27 protein-coding genes, 1 pseudogene and 1 other annotated feature are annotated in these 22863 nt (G+C 66.2%); of the genes and pseudogenes, 7 read left to right on the top strand and 21 right to left on the bottom strand.

Annotated features, from left to right (window positions below; all coding sequences use genetic code 11):
* Nucleotides 1-89 precede the first annotated feature (89 nt).
* Both OG394_RS00235 and OG394_RS00230 read left to right on the top strand, forming a co-directional pair.
* Entirely contained in the window at nt 90-677 is a 588-nt protein-coding gene (locus OG394_RS00235; RefSeq protein WP_328992640.1) for an NADPH-dependent FMN reductase, read from the top strand.
* Nucleotides 678-704: 27 nt separating this feature from the next.
* Nucleotides 705-1241: a dihydrofolate reductase family protein gene (locus OG394_RS00230; RefSeq protein WP_328992639.1), complete on the top strand. Its 537-nt coding sequence runs from the start codon at nt 705-707 to the stop codon at nt 1239-1241.
* Here OG394_RS00230 and OG394_RS00225 read toward each other — a convergent pair.
* The 3 genes from OG394_RS00225 to OG394_RS00215 are packed head-to-tail and all read right to left on the bottom strand — an operon-like array spanning nt 1231 to nt 3081.
* Complete coding sequence (locus OG394_RS00225) at nt 1231-1623, bottom strand: VOC family protein (protein ID WP_328992638.1); 393 nt, start codon at nt 1621-1623, stop codon at nt 1231-1233. The two genes, OG394_RS00230 and OG394_RS00225, sit on opposite strands and share 11 nt — an antisense overlap.
* The gene (locus OG394_RS00220; RefSeq protein ID WP_328992637.1) at nt 1620-2432 is read right to left on the bottom strand and encodes a methyltransferase domain-containing protein; all 813 of its coding nucleotides are present in this window, start codon (nt 2430-2432) and stop codon (nt 1620-1622) included. Before OG394_RS00220 ends, OG394_RS00225 begins: the two co-directional genes overlap by 4 nt.
* 4 nt (nt 2433-2436) lie before the next feature.
* Entirely contained in the window at nt 2437-3081 is a 645-nt protein-coding gene (locus OG394_RS00215; RefSeq protein ID WP_328992636.1) for a class I SAM-dependent methyltransferase, read from the bottom strand.
* 51 nt (nt 3082-3132) lie between these two features.
* Here OG394_RS00215 and OG394_RS00210 point away from each other — a divergent pair, with 51 nt between their 5' ends.
* Nucleotides 3133-3495, top strand: coding sequence for a PH domain-containing protein (locus OG394_RS00210; RefSeq protein ID WP_328992635.1), 363 nt, complete (start codon nt 3133-3135; stop codon nt 3493-3495).
* Here OG394_RS00210 and OG394_RS00205 read toward each other — a convergent pair.
* The 3 genes and pseudogenes from OG394_RS00205 to OG394_RS00195 all read right to left on the bottom strand — a co-directional run bounded on the left by OG394_RS00205 (nt 3488) and on the right by OG394_RS00195 (nt 4966).
* Nucleotides 3488-3664: a hypothetical protein gene (locus tag OG394_RS00205; RefSeq protein ID WP_328996930.1), complete on the bottom strand. Its 177-nt coding sequence runs from the start codon at nt 3662-3664 to the stop codon at nt 3488-3490. The two genes, OG394_RS00210 and OG394_RS00205, sit on opposite strands and share 8 nt — an antisense overlap.
* A 73-nt stretch (nt 3665-3737) precedes the next feature.
* A pseudogene (locus OG394_RS00200) lies at nt 3738-4019 on the bottom strand (DUF3626 domain-containing protein); the annotation flags it as partial.
* Nucleotides 4020-4057: 38 nt separating this feature from the next.
* Complete coding sequence (locus OG394_RS00195; protein ID WP_328992634.1) at nt 4058-4966, bottom strand: RNA polymerase sigma-70 factor; 909 nt, start codon at nt 4964-4966, stop codon at nt 4058-4060.
* A gap of 122 nt (nt 4967-5088) precedes the next feature.
* Between OG394_RS00195 and OG394_RS00190 the strand changes: the two genes are divergently transcribed.
* Entirely contained in the window at nt 5089-5484 is a 396-nt protein-coding gene (locus OG394_RS00190) for a DUF429 domain-containing protein (protein WP_328992633.1), read from the top strand.
* Complete coding sequence (locus OG394_RS00185; RefSeq protein ID WP_328992632.1) at nt 5484-5840, top strand: DUF429 domain-containing protein; 357 nt, start codon at nt 5484-5486, stop codon at nt 5838-5840. The genes OG394_RS00190 and OG394_RS00185 overlap by 1 nt, the downstream gene beginning before the upstream one ends.
* A gap of 19 nt (nt 5841-5859) precedes the next feature.
* On the opposite strand, the gene OG394_RS00180 is transcribed toward OG394_RS00185, so the two are convergent.
* From OG394_RS00180 to OG394_RS00160, 5 genes are all read right to left on the bottom strand, one after another.
* Nucleotides 5860-6234, bottom strand: a complete 375-nt coding sequence (locus OG394_RS00180) for a hypothetical protein (protein ID WP_328992631.1) — start codon at nt 6232-6234, stop codon at nt 5860-5862.
* A gap of 236 nt (nt 6235-6470) precedes the next feature.
* The gene (locus tag OG394_RS00175) at nt 6471-7001 is read right to left on the bottom strand and encodes a class IV adenylate cyclase (protein ID WP_328992630.1); all 531 of its coding nucleotides are present in this window, start codon (nt 6999-7001) and stop codon (nt 6471-6473) included.
* A gap of 39 nt (nt 7002-7040) precedes the next feature.
* The gene (locus OG394_RS00170; protein ID WP_328992629.1) at nt 7041-8303 is read right to left on the bottom strand and encodes a hypothetical protein; all 1263 of its coding nucleotides are present in this window, start codon (nt 8301-8303) and stop codon (nt 7041-7043) included.
* 96 nt (nt 8304-8399) lie between these two features.
* Complete coding sequence (locus OG394_RS00165) at nt 8400-9299, bottom strand: LysR family transcriptional regulator (RefSeq protein WP_328992628.1); 900 nt, start codon at nt 9297-9299, stop codon at nt 8400-8402.
* Nucleotides 9300-9378: 79 nt separating this feature from the next.
* A protein-coding gene (locus OG394_RS00160) for an IS3 family transposase (protein WP_328989085.1) occupies nt 9379-10619 on the bottom strand; the annotation gives its coding sequence in 2 pieces (ribosomal slippage) (nt 9379-10337 and nt 10337-10619; 1242 coding nt in all).
* Nucleotides 10210-10341, bottom strand: a sequence feature (AL1L pseudoknot). (Overlaps the previous gene by 132 nt.)
* Before the next feature lie 107 nt (nt 10620-10726).
* Here OG394_RS00160 and OG394_RS00155 point away from each other — a divergent pair.
* Entirely contained in the window at nt 10727-11698 is a 972-nt protein-coding gene (locus tag OG394_RS00155) for an aldo/keto reductase (protein WP_328992627.1), read from the top strand.
* 51 nt (nt 11699-11749) lie between these two features.
* Here the strand turns inward: OG394_RS00155 and OG394_RS00150 are convergent, their stop codons facing one another.
* Complete coding sequence (locus tag OG394_RS00150; RefSeq protein WP_328992626.1) at nt 11750-12943, bottom strand: hypothetical protein; 1194 nt, start codon at nt 12941-12943, stop codon at nt 11750-11752.
* Nucleotides 12944-13126: 183 nt separating this feature from the next.
* A complete protein-coding gene (locus tag OG394_RS00145) occupies nt 13127-13387 on the bottom strand; it encodes a hypothetical protein (RefSeq protein WP_328992625.1) in 261 nt (86 codons plus the stop codon).
* A gap of 52 nt (nt 13388-13439) precedes the next feature.
* Here OG394_RS00145 and OG394_RS00140 point away from each other — a divergent pair, with 52 nt between their 5' ends.
* Complete coding sequence (locus OG394_RS00140; RefSeq protein ID WP_328992624.1) at nt 13440-13991, top strand: L,D-transpeptidase; 552 nt, start codon at nt 13440-13442, stop codon at nt 13989-13991.
* Here OG394_RS00140 and OG394_RS00135 read toward each other — a convergent pair.
* From OG394_RS00135 to OG394_RS00100, 8 genes are all read right to left on the bottom strand, one after another.
* Nucleotides 13976-15361: an amidase gene (locus tag OG394_RS00135; RefSeq protein WP_328992622.1), complete on the bottom strand. Its 1386-nt coding sequence runs from the start codon at nt 15359-15361 to the stop codon at nt 13976-13978. The genes OG394_RS00140 and OG394_RS00135 overlap by 16 nt on opposite strands.
* 21 nt (nt 15362-15382) lie before the next feature.
* Nucleotides 15383-16156, bottom strand: a complete 774-nt coding sequence (locus tag OG394_RS00130; protein WP_328992621.1) for an SDR family NAD(P)-dependent oxidoreductase — start codon at nt 16154-16156, stop codon at nt 15383-15385.
* Complete coding sequence (locus OG394_RS00125; protein ID WP_328992620.1) at nt 16153-17628, bottom strand: aldehyde dehydrogenase family protein; 1476 nt, start codon at nt 17626-17628, stop codon at nt 16153-16155. The genes OG394_RS00130 and OG394_RS00125 overlap by 4 nt, the downstream gene beginning before the upstream one ends.
* The gene (locus OG394_RS00120) at nt 17625-18458 is read right to left on the bottom strand and encodes an ATP-binding cassette domain-containing protein (RefSeq protein ID WP_328992619.1); all 834 of its coding nucleotides are present in this window, start codon (nt 18456-18458) and stop codon (nt 17625-17627) included. Before OG394_RS00120 ends, OG394_RS00125 begins: the two co-directional genes overlap by 4 nt.
* Nucleotides 18451-19446 (bottom strand): ABC transporter ATP-binding protein, encoded by a 996-nt coding sequence (locus tag OG394_RS00115; protein ID WP_328992618.1) that lies wholly within the window; start codon nt 19444-19446, stop codon nt 18451-18453. Before OG394_RS00115 ends, OG394_RS00120 begins: the two co-directional genes overlap by 8 nt.
* Entirely contained in the window at nt 19443-20300 is an 858-nt protein-coding gene (locus tag OG394_RS00110; RefSeq protein ID WP_328992617.1) for an ABC transporter permease, read from the bottom strand. Before OG394_RS00110 ends, OG394_RS00115 begins: the two co-directional genes overlap by 4 nt.
* Entirely contained in the window at nt 20297-21247 is a 951-nt protein-coding gene (locus OG394_RS00105; RefSeq protein WP_328992616.1) for an ABC transporter permease, read from the bottom strand. Before OG394_RS00105 ends, OG394_RS00110 begins: the two co-directional genes overlap by 4 nt.
* A gap of 73 nt (nt 21248-21320) precedes the next feature.
* On the bottom strand, nt 21321-22841 hold the full coding sequence (locus OG394_RS00100) for an ABC transporter substrate-binding protein (protein WP_328992615.1): 1521 nt from the start codon (nt 22839-22841) through the stop codon (nt 21321-21323).
* Nucleotides 22842-22863 lie beyond the last annotated feature (22 nt).

The following is a 22863-nucleotide window of genomic DNA, read 5'->3' as shown; positions in this document are numbered from 1 at the left end:
TCTGAGTGAACGGCCGTAGGTGGGTTGTAAGGAAACCGTCAGTCGGGGGCGGCATGGTTGTCCCAACGAACCGGGAAGGAGGCACCGAGATGACCGAGACAGACAAACTGCGGTTGGCGATCATCGTCGGCAGCACCCGCACCGGGCGGTTCGGACCGACCGTGGCCGACTGGTTCACCGATCGGGCGAAGCGCCGGCGTGATCTCGAGATCGACCTGATCGACCTCGCCGATACCCGCCTCCCGGCCGAACTCACCGACCTCGGCGACCCACTGCCAAAACCAGTCGCGGCTCTAGCCCCACGACTCGCCGCGGCAGATGCCTTCGTCGTGGTCACCCCCGAGTACAACGGGAGTTTCCCGGCACCACTCAAGACCGCCATCGACTGGTACTACCAGGAGTGGCACGCAAAACCCGTCACGTTCGTGTCGTACGGCAGAGAGTCCGGCGGGCAGCAAGCCGTCGCCCAGCTGCGGCTCGTCTTCACCGAACTGCACGCCGTAACAATCGGCAGCCACGTCGGTTTGCCGAGCTACTGGGACCGGTTCGCCGCCGATGGCAGCTGGCCCCGCCCCTCCGCGGACTACGAGGCCGCGGTCAAGACCACCCTGGACCAACTCTCCTGGTGGGCTTACGCACTACGAGCAGCACGCAACAACAATCCGTACACACCCTGAAGTTCAAACCGAGATCTGGAGATCATCATGAGGAAGCTCATCGAGTCCACGTACGTCACCCTCGACGGCACCATCGACGACCCGCAGAACTGGAGTCTGGATTACTTCGACGACGAGTACGCCAACTACGCCGGCGAGCTGCTCTTCGGCGCTGACGCCCTGGTCCTCGGCCGCGAGACCTACGAGGGCTTTGCCCCGGCCTGGATGTCCCGCAGTGGCGACCCCTTCACCGATCGCATCAACGCGATGCCCAAGCACGTCGCCACGACCACGCTGAAAGACCTCGAGTGGAACTCGACCGTCCTTCCCGGCGACGCCGTCGAGGCCGTCCGTGAGCTGAAGGCGCAGGACGGGCTGAACCTGCTGAAGTACGGCACCGGCTCGTTCTCGAAGGCGCTCCTGGACGCGAAGCTGGTGGACGAGTTCCATTTCTGGTTCTTCCCGGTCATCGCCGGCAGCGGCAGCCGTCTGCTCGACGGGCTCGACATCACGCACTTCAAGCACCTCGGCAGTACGACGTTCAAGTCCGGCGTCGTGGTCCACAAGCTGGCACCTAAGGACTGACGATCTCCGCCTCGTAACCCGCGTGGTTGTGCAGGAAGGCCGCGTAGTGATCGGGACCGCCCGCATGCGGATGCTTGTCGGCGAACATCAAGGTCCAGCCGTTGGCCCCGGCCTTCTCCACGATCGCGTCGACCTGAGCGCGAGACGCCGCATTCAAGGCGAGGTGGTTGAGGCCGGGCCTGGTCCGGTCGTGGTTGGCGCCGGTCATCGCGGGACTCTGCTCGACCACCAGGTAGGTGCCGTCGGAGGCTCGCCACGAATGACCGGCTGGCCAATCCTGGAAGTCGGTCCAGCCGAGTTCGCCGAGGAGCCAGCCCCAGGACGCGACGGCCTCGGCCAAATCCGGGACCCAGAGCTCGATGTGGTGGACGGCCGCGGTCATCTGGACGGCTTGGTCCCGGTCACGCCGTACATGGTGAGTGAGAAGTGGAACGCCCCGCGCGCGGCCGCCTCGGTCATCGCGGTCTGGAACGCCTCGGCCTCCTCGGCGGTGATCGCTCCGGCCGCGACCGACGTCGGGATCATCGCCTGGAGAAACCCCTCGTTCGCGCCTTCCTGTGGCTCGATCCAGGTGGCAGCCGTCTCGCCCTCGATCGTCAGACCGGCGTCGACGAGCAGCCCGCGCAGTTGGCGGCCGGCGAACGGATTCGCAGATTGGCTCATGAGGTGGGCGCTGATCCGGCCGATCACGTCGGGATCGGCCGGGTGCATGATCGCCGTCTGCCAGTCGGTGTCGATCAACGCGATCCGGCCGCCGGGTTTGAGTACGCGGGCCATCTCCGCGACGGCGCGGGCCGGCTCGCCGACATGCTGCAAGACGCGTTCGCACCGGATCACGTCGAACGTCGCGTCGTCGTACGGCAAGTCCGTCGCGTCGCCCTCGACGTACTCGACCTCGCCTTGACCAGCGCGTTGAGCGGCCTCGGCGCGTAGGCCCGGGCTCGGCTCGACGCCGACCGCGCGACCGGTGATTGCGTACAAGGCGACGGTGTCCTCGCCCGTACCGGATCCGACGTCGAGCGCGAACTCGCCGGGCTTCGGCGCCAGCGCCGCGAGGGCCCACGCCTTGAGGGTCTGGACGGCCGGTTTGGCCGCGATGGCGTCGAGTACGAACGCGAGCCGGGCCGCGTCCTGCCGGTCGATATCCGCGGTCTTGAACGAGCCGAAGTGCTCCCCGTCGGTGCTGGTCATCTCGTCAGTATGTCCCGCCGGGACGCCGCCAGAGCAACGAATATCGCCAGTACAACCGACGCCGAATCCGCACGCCGGGCATCTGGGCGGCCGCCTCCTGCTGGATCTCCGCGAGGGTGTCGGACGGTTCCTTGATCGGCATGCCGTCGTCGTGCGGCTTCCCGGCCCTTCCGCGCACCGCCAGGTATGCCCCCATGGCCGCATTCCCGGCCAGGTTCACCACCTCGAGCGCCCGGTCGGCAGGCGTCGCGCCCTGGGAATGACCGATCACCACGAGTACGCCGTTCGGCCGGACCAGCCCAGCGAGGCGCTGCAACCCCTCTCGCAACGGGAGGTGGTGCAGGCTCGAAACGGCCGTGACGACGTCGTACCCGTCGGGGTGAAGATCGGCTTGCAGTACGTCGCCGAGGATCCAGCGGATGTTGGCCTGGGACGGGCTGAGGTTCTTCGCCTGGTCGATCATGTCGGGCGATGCGTCGATGGCGTCGACGTGGTCCGCGCGCTCGCTAAGGTGGCGCGCCAGGACGCCGTGGCCGCAGCCGACGTCGAGCATCCGGCCGCCGTGGCGCGGAATCTGGTCGAGCAACCATCGGTGGTAGTAGGCGTTGTGATCCCACTGAAGTGCGCGCGGCAACGGTGGTATCCACATGTGAACCGATCGTAGCCCGCGAGCGTTTCACCCATTCCCGAGAGGAACTCTGTGAATCAGCCCGTTTATGACAAGAAGGACCAGTTCGACAAGGTCGTCTCCGGCCTGCTGCAGGGTGAGACCGTGATCGCGGTGTACGACGCGATCGGCACCGGCACCGGGTTCATCGGCCTGACCGACCGGCGCGTGATCATCCAGGACAACTCGTTCGCCGGGAAGCGGATGGCGTTGACGTCGATCCCGTATTCGAAGGTGCAGAGCGTCTCGTTCATCTCGGACAAGTCGGTGTTCGGCAAATGGGCGTCCACCTCGGAAATCGCCGTACAGGCCGGCGGCCGTTCGTACGAGGTCGCGTTCCGCGGCAACGACAAAGCCAAACACTGCCACGACGTAATCCTCTGGAAAATCAGCTGAACCGCGCGAGGTAGTGCCAGACCTTCTTCAGGTCTTGCGCTTCATACTTGCCGGACCGTACGGCGGTGCCGATGACGAGCGGATCCAGCCAGCCGACGACCGCGATCGCGACGCCCAGGTCGACGTACTCCTGGCCGCGATAGTCCGGGTGGCGCTTTAGCTTCTCCACGCTCAACCGGAAGCCGTGGTGCCACCTCGGCCGTGAGCCGGAGGTGTGCCGAGCCGAACCGTGGGGCCGCCCCGACTACCTTGCGACGGAAGTTCAACGCGCCGTAGACCGGACGGTCCTCCGGCTTTGCGTTGTCGTAGGCCCCACCAAAGATCCGGCTCTCCCAACGCCAGCGATCTCCACCTCTGTACGCCGTCAGCCCGCCGTTACTCGTCCCCGTCACGAACTGCGACACGTAGACGCCTTCAACCGCGAGCGCATCCAGGATCAGCCGGCCGTTGGCGTTGTGCCGATCGGGATGAAAGTTGAGCGTCACCCGGACGTCCCCGTCGACCGCCCGGCCGCTTTGCACCATGGACGCCACGTGTTCGATAGCCCGTTCGCTCGCCACCCTTAGCGGCTCACGGCAGTCTCGCGCTCCACATGTGAGAGCTTTTCGGGGTTGCGGACGTAGTAGAGGCCGGTGATCAAGCCGCCCGCGACTCGCACCGCCAGGATGCCGTCCAGCTCCCCGTCGAGCCGCATGATCATGGCCGGGCAGCCGTTGATCTGTACCGGTTCGAGCGACGCCCTGGCACCGACCTTGCCCAGGCCGGCGATCAGCAGGCGAGCCACCTTGTCGGCCCCAACGATCGGCCGCAGCACGGCCTGCTTGACTCCGCCGCCGTCGCTCAGGGAGACGACGTCCGGCGCGAGGATGTCGAGCAGACTCTGCAGATCACCCGTATCGACCGCCCGTTGGAACGCCTCAAGCGCACCCCGGGTCTCGGCCGGCGAAACGACTCCGCGCGGCCGGCGATCGGCGACATGCGCCCGCGCTCGGTGCGCGATCTGACGTACGGCGGCCGGGGTCTTCTCGACGGCTTCCGCGATCTCGTCGTACCCAAGATCGAACACCTCGCGCAGCACGAACACCGCCCGCTCCGTCGGCGCGAGCGTCTCCAACACCAGCAGCATCGCCATCGAAATACTGTCTGCCAACTCGACATCGTCCGCCACGTCGGGCGAGGTCAACAGCGGCTCGGGCAGCCACGTTCCGACGTACGACTCCTTGCGCCGTCCGAGCGTACGCAGCCGATTGAGCGCCTGGCGAGTGGTGATCCGGACGAGGTACGCCCGCTGATCCCTCACCGTGTCGAGATCGACCCCCGCCCACTTCAGCCAGGTCTCCTGCAGAACGTCCTCCGCGTCGGCGGCCGAACCGAGCATCTCGTACGCGACCGTGAACAGAAGGTTGCGATGAGCAACAAACGCCTCGGTAGCCGGGACCGGGCGCCCGTCCCCGCTCAACGTACTTCCCATTTCTCGGCTCCTGTCTCTTCCCTGTCGCCCACAAGACGCCGGACCCCACCATTTTGTGACACCCGTCGACCGAATTACCGCTCGTGACGTGCATCACGCAAGCTGAGTCATAGCATTGGCCGGTGCACTTCGTCGGAGTTGACCTCGCCTGGGGGCTGAAGGGGATCACCGGGCTGGCCGTCGTCGACTCGGCGGGCCGGCTGCTGGCGGCGACGGAACGGCGTACCGACGAGGAGATCCTCGACTGGTTGCGCCCGTGGACGGTCGGGCCTTGCCTCGTCGCGATGGACGCGCCTCTGGTCGTACGGAACGCGTCGGGCAATCGGCCGTGCGAAAGCCTGGTGACGAAGTACTTCGGCAAGTACAACGCCGGCTGCCACTCGTCCAGCCTCGCCCTGCCGCATTTCGCCGGTGGGGGTCGGGCCTACCGGCTCGCGCTTGAGCTCGGGCTTCGCGTGGACTCGATCGAACGCGGGTCGAGCGCCAGGCCGTCGAGGTCTATCCGCATCCGGCGATAGTGGCGCTCTTCGGTTTGCCGAAAATCCTGCAATACAAGGACAAACCCGGGCGTGACGCGTCGTACTGCCGTAGCGAGCTCCTCCGCCTGCTCGACCTCCTAGAGGGTCTCCCTTCATTGGACGTCTCAGGCTGCGCGGACTGGGACCGCATCCGTACGGCAGCCTCGTCCGCCACGCGCAAGGTCGAGCTCGCCCGGATCGAGGACTCCATCGACGCGATCGTCTGCGCCTACATCGCCCACTACGCCTCCGCCCAACCCACCGCCGTACGCGCAATGGGCGACGCGGAAACCGGCTACATCCTCACCCCAGTAACCCCAGACATCGCCACCCGCTTCGACTCCTACGTCACTTAGCAGGCGTGGACTCTTTGCGTCACTTAGCAGGCGTGTAGGTGTAACTGCAGCTCGCCATCTCAGCCGGCCCCTTGGCGGTCTTGGTGGCCACAACCTTCTTGTTGACGATGATCGAGCACGTAATGGTGCCCTTCTCACTGCCACCGTTCAACGCACTCATATTCACATTGGCATTCGGCGCAACCGAAGTCGTGGTCTGGTACGGCGGCACAACCGACACGCCACTAGAGAACCCAGGCGGCCCACCATTGATCTTCAACGTGACCTTCTTACTAGTCCCGGAGATCTTCAACGTCGCCACCACCGACGGCTTCGACGGCTCATACGCATCGTTGCCGACCTTGTTCCCCAGGTACACCAACCCAGCCGTACACCCACCAAACGTCAACAACACTAGGCTGATGATGATGAGCCCGATCTTCCGCCCACTACCGCCCTTCCGCCCAGTCCCAGCCGCCGGCGGCCGATAAGCGTTATAAGGCTGCTGCCCGCTCAAACCCAACTCCCAACCCAGACCATCACCAACACCAACGTCTAACCATACGCACGACCCCGCCCCTCAAGGTTGCAGCTTCCTGCAACCCCGCCTCCCGGCGTGTGGACGCCTACGCGCTTTTCGGCGGCCAGGCGTCAGAAGCGAAGGTCAGCGATCGCCTCCAGGTCGATGCCATACCGCGCGTACACCTTGATCGTGTTCTCCCCGGTCAACCGCGACTCGTCGATCCCGAGCAACCCGGCCACCTGAACCACGTGTTCCCGCGAGTCCCCCTCAATCTCGAGGTACGCCGGAATACGCGGCCACCGATCAACCTCCAGCCTGGCCCCCGCCAACGCATAACTCGTCCGCCGCGTCTCCTGGTACGACTTCGCCTCGAACCCCATCCGCCCCAACAACGCATGCGTCGTCTCGAAGTCCCCCACCACAACCTCGGTCTCCGTAGTCCCGTCGATCCCGTCATGCGCGATCTCCTTGACCGCCAACGTCACCTCGCGACCGCTATCCCGAAGCCGAATCCACCGCGACAAATCCCCCACCACCACGTCATACACATACCGCCGCATCCCCACCTCCCCCACCAGTTCTCCGCCGGCCCCCGAGATCGCCTTGCCGACAGCATCGACATCAACGTCCAATACCTTCGCCTCAAACTCCGTCGGCATCAGCCGTAGATCCTCTCGATCGTCTTCCTGCCAAGGGGTTCAATCAACTGCCGGAATTAGGACGTTCTCCAGATGCCATTCAAAGAACGGCGCCGATGCCGTCGAATATGCGATGCAGACTTTGCCGCTAAGATCATTCAATCGATCCGAGAGAATTCCGGTTACGAAGCTTGCCTGAGTACGAACGATAATTCCGTCGTCTGCGACGGCCAGGTATCCTAGTTCAAATAATGCATCGCAGCCGAAAACACAGGCTGGCATCGCGATCCGGTCAAGAGCTCGACGCTCCAGGTCCGTACATGCGGCGCGGCGCTTGATATGGGCCGCGACAAGTAGCCCAACCGGGAATTTCTCGCCGCAGATCGCACAACGAGCGGATGACGGCGCGCCGAACATTCGGCGCCGGAGCGACCGCTGCTCACCACGGGTGTACACAGAACGAATACGAGAAAGGTCACCATCAAAGGATGAATCCCCGGCGCTACGGCCGCTCGGAGCGACGGCCGAGATCCTAATAGCCGGCGGCACGCCCTCAACCAAAGCTCCCGGCAGCGTCAGCAGGACTGCTGCGACGAGCGGCGAACCGTCGCCAAACGCCTGTCCACCAATTGACACCTGCCCAGATTGAGCCAGTTGGTCGAGGGCACCCTGAACAACCGCAATCTCGACATCAACATCAAGAGCTAAGCCACTAATCGTTGCCATCACCGCCGACTCTCCGACTGAGCGAATGACGCACGAAATTCCGCCCGGCGCCTTAAGGCTTACGCCTAAATACTTGCGCAATAGATGACGCGCCGAGTGTTCGGCCGGTAGCTTCACCGCTCGAGTCAGACGTACCGGCGAGGCATCCGCCGAGTCACGGAATTGGCGGCCAACCAGCATCGATTCAAATCGGCCACCGAGATCCGGCTCGACATAATATAGATAGCCTTGCTTCACGTTCCCATTCTTATCGAATGGCCCGCCGGGCCTGGCCTTACGATCGTCCTCGGCAAAATCGGAAAGCGGGATCGGAGTCTCCAGCATGCGATACGCCGATCGAATAAGACGGCCGTCATTGGTCCAGCGTGCCGATAGGTCTGGCGGCCTGCCGCTTGGAACCGCCCGGGTGTCTACAAGACTGACCGCTCGCATGTGGTTGTCCGCGAAGTGGAAGATCACATCTTCGGGTCGAACCTCGAGCATCGTCTCCCAGTGAGACTGCCGCCCGCCCCGCTTGTTGAGAATAGGGGCCCAAAGGATTTGCGCCACCGCTTCTTCCTTATAGCTGTCACCCTGGTTAACCCACCAGTACCGCATAGTCCCCCTAGCACCTCGGCTTGTCTGCCACTACATCCTTACAGGAATGAGGTGCCTGCGCGGTCCCTGAACTGCACGCCCCTCTGAGCCGCGCGATTAGCAGGTGAGGGTGGTGGGGAGTTGGGGGTTGAGCATGGCTACGAGGGTGGTGGCGGCGAGGCTCATGGTGGGTTCGCGGGAGGTGGCGACGGAGACTTGCCACTCTGAGGCTTGGTTCGGTTCTAAGGGGACTGTGGTGTGGGTGAAGCCTTTTTTGGCGGCTATGCGTTCGGGGACCAGGGCGACGCCTAGGCCGTGGCTTACCAGGGCCAGCAGGGTGTGGACGTCGTTGACTTCAAGCGATACGGGGTATTCGATTCCGGCGGCGTGGAATGCCCTATCGGTGATCGTTCGCGCACCCCAGCTCGGGTCGAAACCGATGAAGGATTCGCCTGCCAGTTTCTCGAGGGCGATGGGGCCGGTGCCGGCTAGGCGGTGGTCGGGTGGGCAGACGAGGACCATGGATTCAGAGGTTAGGGGGCGGAGGGTTACGTCGGGGACGGGTTCGCCGCCGGTTGCGACGAAGGCGACGTCTAGGCGGCCGGAGGCTAGTTCTTCGAGCATGGGCGTGGAGCCGCCTTGGCGTACGGAGATCTCGACGCCGGGGTGAGCCGCGCGGAACTGGGCGAGGATGGCGGGGACGTTCACCACGCCGAGGCATTGCTCGAGGCCTACCGAGAGCGAGCCGCGGAGGAGGCCTTGGACGGCGGCAACCGCCTCGCGGGCGGCGGCGGCGCTGGCGAGCGTACGGCGGCCTTCAACCAACAGCGCCCGGCCGGCTTCGGTTAGTTCGACGCTGCGGGTGTTGCGGACGAAGAGTGATGCGTGGAGCTCGCGTTCGAGGGCGCGGATCGAGGCGGACAGGCCGGATTGGGAGATCGACATGACCTCCGCGGCACGCGTGAAGTGCCGTTGCTCGGCAACGGCGACGAAGTGTTCGAGATGCCTCAGCTCCATGGGCGCACAATACCCAGCATTCAGAACCTGGTGTGATCGAACTGAGCCGCCCCAGCGTGTCCGGAGGCTTCGTTAGGTGTTAACCGGCCTCGGCGAGACGGGTTCGGTGAGTGTAGTGAGTGTGCTCGGCTTGGGTCGGTGTGAGGTCTTGGATCGATCCGTGAGGGCGGGCGGTGTTGAACCAGTGGACCCAGTTCAAGGTGGCTGCTTCGACGTCGTGGAGGCCTTGCCAGGGGCCGTAGGAGTGGATCAGTTCGGACTTGTAGAGGCCCATGTGGGTCTCGGCCAGGGCGTTGTCGTAGGCGTCGCCGACCGATCCGACCGAGGCGTCGATTCCGGCGTTGAGCAGGGCTTTGGTGAAGGTGATCGAGGTGTATTGGGTGCCGGCGTCGTTGTGGTGGACCAGTCCGGTCAGGTCGGTGGTGCCTTCGGTTCGGCGGGTCCACATCGCCATCTCGAGGGCGTCCAGGACCAGCGGTGTGGTCATCGTGGTGGCTGCTTTCCAGCCGATGATCCGGCGGGAGAATACGTCCACGATGTGCGCGACGTAGACCGTGCCGGTCCTGGTCGCGACGTAGGTGAAGTCGGCGACCCACAACCGGTTCGGGGCTGAGGCGACGAACCGGCGATCGACCAGATCGGGCGGCCGGTGAGCGGACTCGTCAGCGATGGTGGTCCGTGGCTTCTTGCCGCGGATCACGCCACTGATGCCCATCTGGGTCATCAATCGTTCCACCGTGCAGCGAGCCACGTCGTGGCCCAGGCCACGCAGATGCAGCCAGAGTTTGTCGGCTCCGAACAACCGCACGAACCGGACCTCGGCGCGGACCTTCTCGATCACCGCGATCAACTCGGCATCGCGGAGTTTCTTCTTACTGGGTTGACGATTCCGGTTGTCGTAGTAGGTGGATGGGGCGATCTTGCAGCCATGCTCGGTGAGCACGCGGCAGATCGGCTCGACCCCGAACCGGTCTTTGTGATCGTTGATGAACGCCACGATCACTTCTGTGGGCGGTCGAGCTCCGCCGCGAAGAAAGTCGCTGCAGATTTCAGGATCTCGTTCGCCCGCCGCAGCTCGGCGTTCTCCCGCTTCAGTGCCTTCAGCTGGTCCGACTCCGAGGTGGTGACACCAGGACGCTGCCCAGCATCGATCTCGGCACGACGGACCCACTTGCGCAGCGTCTCCGGCGCCCCGATCCCCAGCTTCAACGCGACCGACTTGATCGCCTCGAACTCCGAGCCATAGTCGGCCTTGGACTCAACAACCATCCGAACAGCGCGCTCACGGATCTCGGGCGAATACGACGACGGACGTGACATGGACTTCATCCTTCCAACAAATGAAGTCTCCAGACACGCCGGGGCGGCTCAAACCTAGATGATTCTCCTGTTGGACATCTCAGCCGCTGTGACGGAGGTTGGACTGTATGGATTACACGCATCTCGGCCGGACCGGCCTCACCGTAAGCCGCTTGTGCCTCGGCACCATGAACTTCGGGCCTGTCACGCCTGAGCAGGACTCGTTCACGATCATGGACGCCGCGCACGACAACGGCATCAACTTCTTCGACACTGCGAACGTGTACGGCCGTGACAAGGGCAAGGGCGCTACTGAGGAGATCATCGGCCGGTGGTTCGCGCAGGGCGGCGAGCGGCGTGAGAAGACAGTGCTCGCCACCAAGGTCTACGGCGACATGACGGACCGTCCGAACGACGCCAAGCTCTCCGCGCTCAACATCCGCCGTGCGTTGGACGCGAGCCTCAAACGACTTCAGACGGACTACATCGACCTCTACCAGTTCCACCACGTCGACCGGGCTACTCCCTGGGACGAGATCTGGCAGGCGATGGAGGTCGCCGTACAGCAGGGCAAGATCCTGTACGCCGGTAGCAGCAACTTCGCCGGCTGGCACATCGCCCAGGCTCAGGAAGTCGCAGCCCGGCGCAACTACACCGGCCTCGTGAGCGAGCAGTCGATCTACAACCTGCTCAAGCGCGAGATCGAGCTAGAGGTGATTCCCGCAGCCCAGTCGTACGGCCTCGGCATCATCCCGTGGTCCCCGCTCAACGGTGGTCTGCTCGGCGGCATCATCCGCAAGGACTACGAGGGCGTACGGCGTCTTGAGGGTCGTTCCAAGGAAGCGGTCGACGCCCTCCGTCCGCAGATCGAGGCCTACGAGGACTTCGCGGCGGAGCTCGGGCACGAGCCCGGCGACGTCGCCCTCGCCTGGTTGCTGGCCCAGCCGGCCGTCACGGCCCCGATCGTCGGCCCGCGCACGCTGGAGCAGCTCGAAGCCGGCATCCGCGCCCTGGACCTCCACCTCGACGACAAGGCACTCGCCCGCCTCGACGAGATCTTCCCGGGCCACAAGCCGGCCCCCGAGGACTACGCCTGGTAATACCCGACCGCCCGTACGACGCAAGACTCCGCGTCGTACGGGCGTTGGCGTTTAGAGCGAGCGGGATTGCATAGTGGCTTTGCGGGCGGCTTTGACGACGGCGGGGTCGGGGTGGTGGGTGGCCAGGGCTTGGAGGACGTCGGCGGCCGCGGGGTGGGTGGTGTCGGCTAGGCCGGCGATGTGGTCGAGGCTGCGTGGGTCTTCGAAACCGAGTTCGGCGGCGGCTTCGCGTTGGGATTCGTCGTCGGGGCCGAGTACGGCGACGAGCATGTCGGCGAAGAGCCAGCTGGATTCGGCGGGCGTCAGCTCGGGAGCGGACAGACCTGCCTCGACGAGCCAGTTGATGGCGTGCGGGCGGACGGACGGGTCGTCGAGTTTGGCGCGTACGGCGTCCTCGGCGGGCGCGCCTACGCGTTGCAGCATCGCGAAAGCGCTCGAACGGTCGTCCGGCGTCCCGGTGGCGGCGAGGGTGACGAGTTCGTCGGCGGCGGTCGCCGGGCCGACGGCCGCGATCCACTCGTGGACGAACTCCTCACGCTCGGCGTCGTCCTCGATGACCTGAGCCATTTCCATCACCTGGACCGGGCCCGCGTCCGCGAGATCGGTGATGACGGGCGCGTCGATACCGACACTGCCGAACCAGCAGCTCAGGCCGAACTGCCCGAGCGGCGTCGACTGGAACAGCTCGCCGTCGGTCACGATGGCGCCGAGGTCGAGGAGACGGCTGATCAGGTACGAAACGCTTTCGGCGGCGTCCTCGCCGCCCGATTCGTCGAGCTCCATCGCCGTACCGACGAGGTCGTCGAACGAGACGACCGGCTCGAGGTGCAGCATCATCAGCAGTAGCGGCAGCGCCTCGGACGGCTCGTCCGCCGGGAACGCCGTCTCGATGTCCCAGTCGACCAGATCGGCCCAGACGTCGAGCTTGTCCTGGTCGGAGCCCTGGTCGAGCGCGGCCAGCGCCGGTCCGGCGACGGCCTTATCGCCTTGCAGGGTGAGGAGTTCGGTATCGAGGGCCACGGCCCAGCCGACCAGGAGCTCGGCCTGGCTGACCTCGAGCTCCTTGGCTCCGATCTCCACGTCGGCGGGATTGAGCTCGCCTTGGGCAATAACAGCACGGCCCTGGCCCCATTCCGCGAGCCGTTTGAGCTCGGTGATGCGGAGGCTGGCCAGCGCCAGCGGTGCCAGGTCGGATTCGGCGGGTAGCCGGACAGCGGGGAGCCGGAGAACTTCGGGCTCGGTCATCAGAGTCGCCTCGATCGGTCGCGAATAGCCTTACCTCGCGAGCATAGCCAGATCGCGTCACGAGCAGGGTTCGGCGATTGAGAAGCAAGTGCAAGAAAACGCTGCGGCGTTGCGCGTCTGTGGACCGTGACTCTGGGAGGCTGTACGCCTACGGAGAGGGGTATCGGTGTCGAGACGACGCGGTCACGCGGGGGTTGTGCTCTTGTTCGCCACGGTCCTGGTGCTGACCGGATGTTCCGATGTCGAGGCCTCCCCGCCCGCCGGCTCCACGCCGACGTCACCTAGCAGGACAACCAGTACGACGCCCAGCGCCACGCCAACCCCTGAGCCAACCCGCAGCGGCGACCTGAGCACGACGGCCACGGCCACACCGGTCACCCCAACGCCCAGCGCGACTCCGACGCCAAGCACGACCCCGACGACCAAGCCCACGAGCAAGCCCACGAATAAACCCGGTCCCGGCGACAAGCCGAAGCCGGCGTCGAAGGCGTTGCAGGTGGAGCGAAAGCTGGAGTCCTTCGGCTACCCCGTCGGCACCGTCGACGGCAAGATCACCAAGCGCGCCCGCCAGGCCCTGTGCGCGTGGCGCGAGACGGTCGGTCTGCCGATCACCCGCGGCCCGCTCACCCAGGACGACATCGACTCGATTCTCGGCACCAGCGCCCGCCCGATCCCTACGCGCGCCCCCGGCATCTACGTCAACAAGACGTGCCAGGTGCTGTTCCAGATCACCGGTAAGACCTACAAGCGGATCGTGTGGGTTTCGTCCGGTGCACCCGGCTACGACACCCCCAACGGCACCGGCAAGGTCTGGCGCAAGTGGGCCGGCAAGCACGAGAGCAGCCTCTACCCCGACGCGTACATGTACGACTCGATCTACTTCCTCAAGCACCGTCCGGGCATCGCTCTGCACGGCTCGCGCAACAACTACCTAGTCCACACGTACCCGGCCAGTCACAGCTGTGTCCGCGTCTGGCGTCCAGACATCCATGAGATCTTCGACGAGACCCCTATCGGCACACTCGTCTCTGTCTACGGCAAGTACTGAGGCCACGGGCGGCGAACCACTAGCCGCTCAAGGGCTGCAGCTAGCCCCAGGACGCGCATGTCGGCAAAACGCGGCCCGGCGATCTGTAGGCCGATAGGCAGGCCCTCGCCGGAGTAGCCGCAGTTGACCGATACGGCCGGGTGGCCCGACATGTTGTACGGCACGGTGAAGGCGATGTGCTCGAACGGCTTGAGCGGGTCGTCGGTTGGATAGGCCAGTTCTGCCGGGAAGGCCGTGATCGGGGCGACCGGCGAGACCAGGAAGTCGTACGACGCGAAGGCCCGGTCGACCGCGAGCGCCATCTCCCCCATCTGGCTGAACCCGTGGAACACGTCCTGCCCGGTCAGGCCCGCGGCCGAGTCGGCCCAGGCGCGGATCTCGGGCAGGACCAAGGCGCGGCGTTCGGGTGGTAGGGCCTGGAGGTCGGACGCGCTGCGGATGCGCCAGAACCGGTCGAGCCCGTCGAGCATCTCGCGGCCGATGATCGGCGCGATCTCGGTGACGATGGCGCCGGCCTTCTCCAGGAGCGAAGCCGCCGTACGGACGGCCGTGGCGACCTCTGGTTCGACGGGTAGGCCCAGACCGGCATCGAGTAGTAGCCCGATCCGCAGGCCTGCCAGGTCGAGTGGGCCGGGGAAGGTCTCGCCTGATGAGGGGTACGACGTGTGGTCGCGGCGGTCGTACCCGGAAATGACCGAGAGCAGCAACCCGGCGTCGGCCGCCGTACGGGTGATCGGGCCGATCGCGCGACCCGGGTACGGCACGCCGACCGGGACGCGGCCGTGTGTCGGTTTGAGGCCGATCACGCCACACCACCCGGCCGGTAGGCGGATCGAGCCGCCGATATCCGTGCCGAGGTGCAGCGGCCCGTATCCCGCCGCGGCGGCAGCACCGGCACCCGCGCTCGAGCCACCCGGCGTACGGCTGAGGTCCCACGGGTTGCGCGTGAGCTCGTGGAAGGTCGAGACGCCGGACGAGAGCATCCCGTACTCCGGCATGGTCGTCTTGCTGAAGATGACCGCACCACTCGCCCGCAGGAGGGCGGCGGCGGGCGCATCAGTGGTTGCCGGGAGCAACGGAGTGGCCGCGGTGCCCTGCGGGACGGGCGTGCCGGTGGTGGCGATGTTCTCCTTGACCGTCACGGGTACGCCGTCGAGCGGTCCGGCCGGTTTGCCGTCCTGCCAGCGCTGTTGCGAGAGCGTGGCCGCGGCACGTGCGCCTTCGGGATCGAGCGCGTACGTCGCGCACAACGCGGGCTCCAGGGCGTCGACCCGTTTGAGCACCGAGTCGAGCACCTCGATCGGTGAGATCGACTTGTCGCGGTAGCCGGCCACCAGGTCGACGGCAGTCAGATCGGCGAGCTCAGTCATGTCTCGACATTAACCGAGGCTCTAATTAGGTGGGTCGAACCGTCCATCGACGGCTGTCCACCCTCCGTCGACCGCTAGGACACTGCCCGTGACGAAGGTGGAGGCGTCCGAGGCGAGGTAGACGACGGCGCCCGCGAGTTCATCGGGTGTGGCCCATCTGCCGAGGGCGCCTTTGCGCGCGTAGGCGTCGTACCAGGCGGGGTCGGCTTTGATCTGGGCGGTGAGCGGGGTTTCGACGACGCCTGGTGCGATGGCGTTTGCGCGTACGCCGTTGGGGCCGAACTCGGCGGCCGCCGTACGCAACAGCTGGACCAAGCCGGCCTTGGTCGCGGCGTACACCGACTGCCCGGCCTCGACCGTCGTACCGCGGATGGAGCTGAAACCGATGATGCTGCCGCCACCGCGCTCGGCCATCGAGGCGCCGAAGAGCCGGATCAGCTCGAACGAGGCGCGCAGGTTCAGCGCGACGACCCGGTCGAACTCGCCGGCGGTGTAGTCGACCATCCGTTTGCGCACGTTTGTCGCCGCGGTGAAGACGAGCACGTCGACGTCGGGGAGGTCCCGTACGGCGCGCTCGACCGCCTCGGTGTCCAACACATCCAGCCCGTACGACGTGAGGCCATCCGCAGCCGACGCGGTGTCGGCAGCAGCGGGGAGGTCGCGGTCGGCACAGATGACCGTGGCGCCGTGGGCTGCGAGCGCCAACGCGGCTTCGCGGCCGATTCCGCTGCCGGCCCCGACCACCAGCGCGGTCTTGCCGTCGAGGCGGAACAACCGGCCATAGTCCAGACTCATCGGGACCTCCCGGGGTTTGGGCGAATGACGGCCATGCGGGTGACGGTGAGCTCCTCGATCGCGAAGCGCGGGCCTTCCCGGCCGGCGCCCGAGTCCTTCACGCCGCCGTAGGGCATCACGTCGGAGCGGAATCCGGGCACTTCGTTCACGACCACTCCCCCGACCTCGAGTTGGTCGATCGCGGCGAAGGCCGTCTCGAGGGAGGACGTGAAGACGCTCGCCTGCAGGCCGTAGCGCGAGTCGTTCACCATCTCGAAGGCTTTGGTGATATCGGGAGCCGAGCGGAGCTGGACGATCGGCGCGAAGATCTCCTCGTCCCAGGCGGGCTGGTCCGCCGGGGTATCGAGCAACACCGTCGGCCGCACGATGCCGTCAGCAACAAGCTCGGCGGCCGGGTCATCCGCGACGGTCGCGCCAGCGGCCACCGCGCGGGCGACCACCTCGCGGACTCGTTCGGTCGCGCGGGCGTCGATCAATGCGGAGACACGCGTGCGCTCGTCCCTCGGATCGCCCACCGCCACCTGCTCGAGCAGCGGCAAAAGCTTTGCCAGGAAGGCCTCACGAACCTCCTCCACCACGATCAGCCGTTGGACGCTGATGCAGGCCTGACCTGATGCGTAGTACCCGCCGCGGATCACCGCGGAAGCCGCCGCGTCGAGATCGGCGTCGGCCGCGACGACCAGGGCCGAGTTGGACCCGAGCTCCAACAACACCTTCGTCGGCGCCGCATCACGAGCGATCTGGTGACCGACCGCGGCCGATCCCGTGAACGAGACCGCACCAATGCGACGGCTCTTGGTCAACGTCGAGCCGACATCCACCCCACCCGTGACGAGTTGAACCGCCGCCCGCGGCCCGCCCGCATCAGCCAGCGCCTCGCGGAAAAGATGGACCAGCCACAACGTTGCGAGCGGCGTTTGCGGAGCGGGTTTCACGATCACCGGACAGCCCGCGGCCAGAGCCGGCGCGACCTTGTGCGTGGCGAGCAGCAGCGGGTAGTTGAACCCGGCGATCCCGACCACCACGCCGATCGGCTTCCGCACCCAGAACCCGATCAGCCCGTCACCACTCGGCAGCAGATCCAGCGGCACGGTCTCACCGTGGAGGCGCGCCACCTCCTCCGCCGAGGTCTGCAGCGTCAGCAGGGTCCGATCGACCTCCACCCGGCAGTCGATCAGAGGCTTGCCGGTCTCCAGGACCAGCAGCTCCTCGAACGCAGCCCGCTCCGACCGCACCGACTCGTAGACGGATTGCAGCGCGGCCCGGCGGACGTGGGACGGCAGTCCCGCCACTTCGTTGCGCACGGCAACGGCCTCGTCGATCGCCCGCTCGGCCAACGGCGCGTCGGCGAGCGGCACCGCGGCGACCACCTGGCCGTCGTACGGGAAGACCACGGGCGCAGTCGTTGGTAGGTGGACCCAGGAGTCGCCGATCGGCAGGCCGGGTGGATACGGAGGCTCGAAGGAGATCATCGTTTCTCCCGCTGGATCAGGTCGGCTGTGGTTGCTCCGGCGAGGGCGCGTTGCAGGGTTGGGATGGCCGAGACCAGGCGTCGCGTGTACTGATGGCGTGGGGCGGTGTAGACCTCGCCGGTGGTGCCGGTCTCGACCACCTCGCCCGCGTGCATCACCGCCACCCGGTCGCACACGTGGCGGACGACGGACAGGTCGTGCGAGACGAAGATCAGGGTGAGGTCGAGGGAATCGACCAGTTCGGTGATGAGGTTCAGCACTTGGGCCCGGACCGAAACGTCGAGCGCGCTGACCGGCTCGTCCGCGACGAGGATGCGCGGGCGCGGCGCGAGGGCGCGGGCGATCGAGATGCGCTGCCGCTGGCCGCCAGAGAACTGGTGGGGATAACGACCACCGGCATCGGGCGACAGGCCGACGGCTTCGAGTAGCTCGCGGACGCGTTCGCCGGAGGCTTTGTGGCCTTGGACGACGAGTGGTTCGGCGATGATGTCGCGGACGCGCATGCGTGGATCGAGCGAGCTCATCGGATCCTGGAAGACCATCTGCAGGTCTTCGCGGAGGAAGCCGAGGCGTCGCTCAGGCAGGCGGGAAATCTCGGTGCCGTCGACAACGATCTGGCCCGAGTCCGGCCGGTCGAGCCCGGCGAGCAGGCGTAGCAGGGTGGATTTGCCGCAGCCGGATTCGCCGACGATGCCGAACCGCTCGCCTGCCTTGATCTCCAGGCTGACGCCGCGCACCGCTTTCACCACTGGGGCCGGCTTGAAGAGTGACGTCCGTGGGCGCTTGTAGGAGCGGACGACGTTCGACAGCTTGATCAACGGCTCAGACATCGGCAACCTCACTCCCGGCCGGGTGGAAGCAGGCGAACCCACGCTCCTGCGACCCGGTCCACTCGGGCAGCTCCTCACACTGAGAGGTTGCGAAGGCGCAGCGGTTCCGGAAGACGCAGCCGCTCGGGAGCGTCCCGGCCGCGGGGACATTGCCCGGGATCGTCGTCAGCAGGTGGTCCGCCGAGTCGAGGTCGGACGCCGCCAGCAAGCCTTGGGTGTACCGATGGCGTGGCTTGGTGAACACCTCGTCGACCGGGCCCGACTCGACCACGCGGCCGCCGTACATCACGAGGACTCGCTGGCAGACGGTCGCGACCACCGCCAGGTCGTGCGTGATGAAGAGCAGGGCGGACTCCCGAGCGGTCACGCCTTGCACGATCAGGTCGAGCACCATCGCTTGCACGGTCACGTCGAGGGCGGTGGTCGGTTCGTCGCAGACCAGCAGGGCCGGGTCGTTCGCCAGGGCGATGGCTAGCACGACCCGTTGCCGTTGGCCCCCGGAAAGCTGATGCGGGTACGTCTTCATCGTCCCGCCCAGTTGCACCCGCTCGAGCAGCGCTTTGGCGGCGGCCCGGGCGGCACGGCGACCCCGTTTGGTCCGGTGGATCAGCATCGCCTCGGCCACCTGATCGCCGACCCGCATCGTGGGGTTGAGCGCGGTCATCGGCTCCTGGAAGACCATCGCGATCTGCCGTCCGCGCACCTTCGACAGGCGGCGCTCCCCCGCGGCGATCAGGTCATGCCCGATGCCGTCGAGGCGGACGGATCCGGTCGCGACGACGTCCTCGGGCAGCAGACCGAGCATGCTCAACGCGGTGAGGGATTTACCCGAGCCGGACTCGCCGATCAGGCCGACGCGCTCGCCACGGCCGACCGTCAGCGCGACGTCCTGCACGAGCGCCTTGTCCCGCACCGAGACCGTCAACCCGCTCACCGTCAGCACGTCACTCACCGTCGGTACGTCGGTCATCGTCGGTACGTCGGTCATCGGCGGTCCTCCAGCTTCGGGTCGAACCGGTCACGCAACCCGTCGCCGAGCAGGTTGAACCCGAGCACGGCCAAGGCGATCGCGACTCCTGGGAAGACCGCGAGCCTTGGTGCGCCGAACAGCAGCTCCTGGCTCTCCTGCAGCATGCGGCCCCATGAAGGTGTCGGCGGCGGCGTGCCATAACCGAGGAAGGACAGCGCGGCCTCGGCCAGTACGGCAATGGCGAACGCGACCGAGGCCTGCACGGTGATCAGGCTGGTCACGTTCGGCAGGACGTGCCGGATTGCGATGGCGAACGGTTTGCGGCCGGCGGCCCTTGCCGCGAGTACGTACTCCGTGCGCATCACTTGCAGGGCGCCGCTGCGGATCACGCGGGCGAAACTGGGCACGGTGGCGATGCCGATCGCGACCATCGCCGTCCACGTACTCGCGCCGAAGACCGCGCCGAACATGATGGCCAGCAGCAGTGCCGGAAAGGCCAGCAAGAGGTCGTTGGAACGCATGATCAACTCGCTGCGCCACGGCCGGCTCATCGCGGCGAGGATGCCGAGTGGTACGCCGATGAACGCGGCGACTCCGACGGACACGATCCCGACGTACAAGGTGGTGCGGGCGCCGACCATGATCTGACTGAGCACATCCCGGCCGAACTTGTCCGTGCCGAACCAGTGCGCGGCCGACGGTTTCGCCAAACGCACGGCCGGATCCACTAGGGTCGGGTCGTACGGCGTCCAGGCGAACGACAACACGGCCAGTACGACGATGAGGCCGACCACCACGGCTCCGACAACCAGTCCTGGGTTCAGCCGGCGGCGAGTCGTCGCGCTTCCCCTCAGCCCAAGCCACTCCGTCATCGCGCGCCTCCGCGAAGGCGCGGGTCGATCGCCAGGTAGAGCAGGTCGACCAGGAAGTTCACAACGAGGACCGCCATCACGAGCAACATCACCACGCCTTGCACCAGCAGCAGATCCCGATTGGACACCCCGTCGAGCAACAACGAACCAAGGCCCGGGATGACGAAGACCCGCTCAACCACGACGGCCCCGATCAGCAGAGTCGTGAGTTGCAGACCCAACACGGTCACAACGGGCACGGCCGCATTACGCAGCCCATGCCGCCAGAGCGCCTTGAACGGCCTCAACCCCTTGGCCCGCGCCGTCCGTAGATAGTCCTCGCGCAGTACGTCGAGCACGGCACTACGCACATACCTCGTCAGGACCGCGCCTTGCACGAGGCCAAGGGACAACGCCGGCAAGGCCAACTGTTTGGCGAACATCACCGGGTCGACGACGGGCGGCGTCCACCCGTTGGCGGGCAACCAGCCGAGCCGAACCGCGAACACGACGATCAGCAGAATGCCCGCGAGGAACGCCGGCACCGCGACACCGACCTGCGAAAGCGCCGAGAGGAACAACCCGGACAACTTGCGATGCCGGGCAGCCATCACCGTGCCGGCCGGGACCGCGAGCACGAGCGCGATCACCATCGCCGTGACCACCAGCCACGCCGTCACTTGCAGGCGGTCTGCCACCTGCGGGCCGATCGCCACCTTACTCACGTACGACGTACCGAAGTCGCCGCGCACCAGCCCGCTCGCCCAGTCGACGTACTGCGTGGTGAGCGGCCGGTCGAGCCCGAACTGCTGCCTGAGTTGTGCGATCGCCTCGGGTGACGCGTTCACGCCGAGTGCCACCCGGGCGGGGTCGCCGGGCAGCACCGCCATGAACGCGAACACCAGCACCGAACTGACGACCAGACTCGCGGCCAGCACCGCGAAACGGCCGATCAACCTCAGCAGCATGACTGGTCCTTCTTGTCCTTCTTGTCCTTCTTGTCCTTCTTGGCCGACCGCAGCGCCCGGGCGGGGGCCTTGGTCATGAGCGCGCCAGGCGGGACAGGTCGAACTGCTCGGTGATCGCGTTCGCCGGGATGCCGGTGATGTTCTTGTCGGCCACGATCAGGCTCGGCAGCAGGAACAGCCAGTCCGCGGCGGCCTCGTCGGACAGCAGACGCGCGGCCTCCTTCATCTTTGCCAGCTGCGTCTGCTCGTCACCTGCATCGGCCTCCGCGAGCAACGCCTTCAACTGCGGCGTGCCATAACGGGTGTAGTAGGCCGGGTTGCCGAAGACGGCTCCGAGGTCACGCGGCTCCACGTGCGAGATAATCGACAGGTCGTAGTCGGCGTTCTTGAAGACGGTCGTCAGCCAGGCCGCCGGGAACTCCAACTGGTCGATCTTGACCTTCAGGCCGATCTGCTCGAGCTGGCTCTTCACCACCTGGCCGCAGGACGTCGCATACGGCAGGGTCGGCAGCCGCAATCGCAGCGAGGCACCGGCCGAACCACTTGCCTGCAGCAACGACTTCGCCTTGGCGCGGTCGAACGGGGTCGCGGCGCTGAGATCCTCGAACCAGGGATCGGTCGGCGGCACCATACTGCCGATGAGCTTGCCGCGGCCGGCGAAACAGGTCTCCAGCAGGGCTTTGTGGTCGATCGCGTGCCGAATGGCCTGGCGGAACCGTTTGTCCTTGAAGGCGGGTTTGGAGTTGTTGAACGACAACACCACCTCGCCGTTCGTCGTACCCTCGATCACCTGGAATTTCGCGTTGCTGGTGAACTGGCCGAGCGACTCCGGCGCCTGGACCGTACTGATGATGTTGATCGTGCCGGTCAGGAGCGCGTTGTTCAGCGCGGTCGGATCCTTGAAATACTTCAGGGTGACCTGGTCGAAGAACGGCTTGGTGCCCCAGTAGTCGTCGTTGCGGCGCAGGGTGATCGAGTCACCGCGCTGCCACGTGCCCAACCGGTACGGCCCGGTGCCGACCGGGTCCGTCGCGAGTTTGTCCACGCCGGTCTGGCTGAACATCGCGCCGATCCGGGTCGTCATCCGGAACAGCCAGTCGTTGCTCGGGGCACCGAGCACCACCTTGAGCTGGGTCGGCGAGACCTCGGTCGCCTCCTGCACGACGTCCATCGCGGCCTTCAGCGAGGTGGTCCACGACGACTTGACCCGGTTGATGCTGAAGACGGCGTCGGCCGCGGTGAAGGGCGCGCCGTTCGTGAACTTCGCGTTGTCCACCAGGGTGAACGTGTACGTCTTACGATCGGGCGAGACGGTCCACGACTTGGCCAGGTCCGGCACGATCTTGCCGCTGTCGTCCTGTTTGACCAGGCCGTTGTAGACGTTGCCGAGCAGCGCCTGCGGTATGGCCGCGCCATCCGTGGTGGTGAAGTCCAGACTCGCGGGCTCCGCGACCAGACCAACGGCCAGCGCTCGGCCGCCGGCCCCAGGCGACGCGCTCGGCGACGTACCTGAACCCGCCGAACAGGCGGCGGCCACCAGCGCGCTCGCCATCACGATGGCGGCCGCAGCCGCCTTGGTGAAAAACCTGCTCACTTGATCCTCCAAGCTGGTGTGC

Source organism: Kribbella sp. NBC_01245 (assembly GCF_036226525.1).
Taxonomy (GTDB): domain Bacteria; phylum Actinomycetota; class Actinomycetes; order Propionibacteriales; family Kribbellaceae; genus Kribbella.
This window is presented reverse-complemented; position numbering and strand designations above follow the sequence as displayed.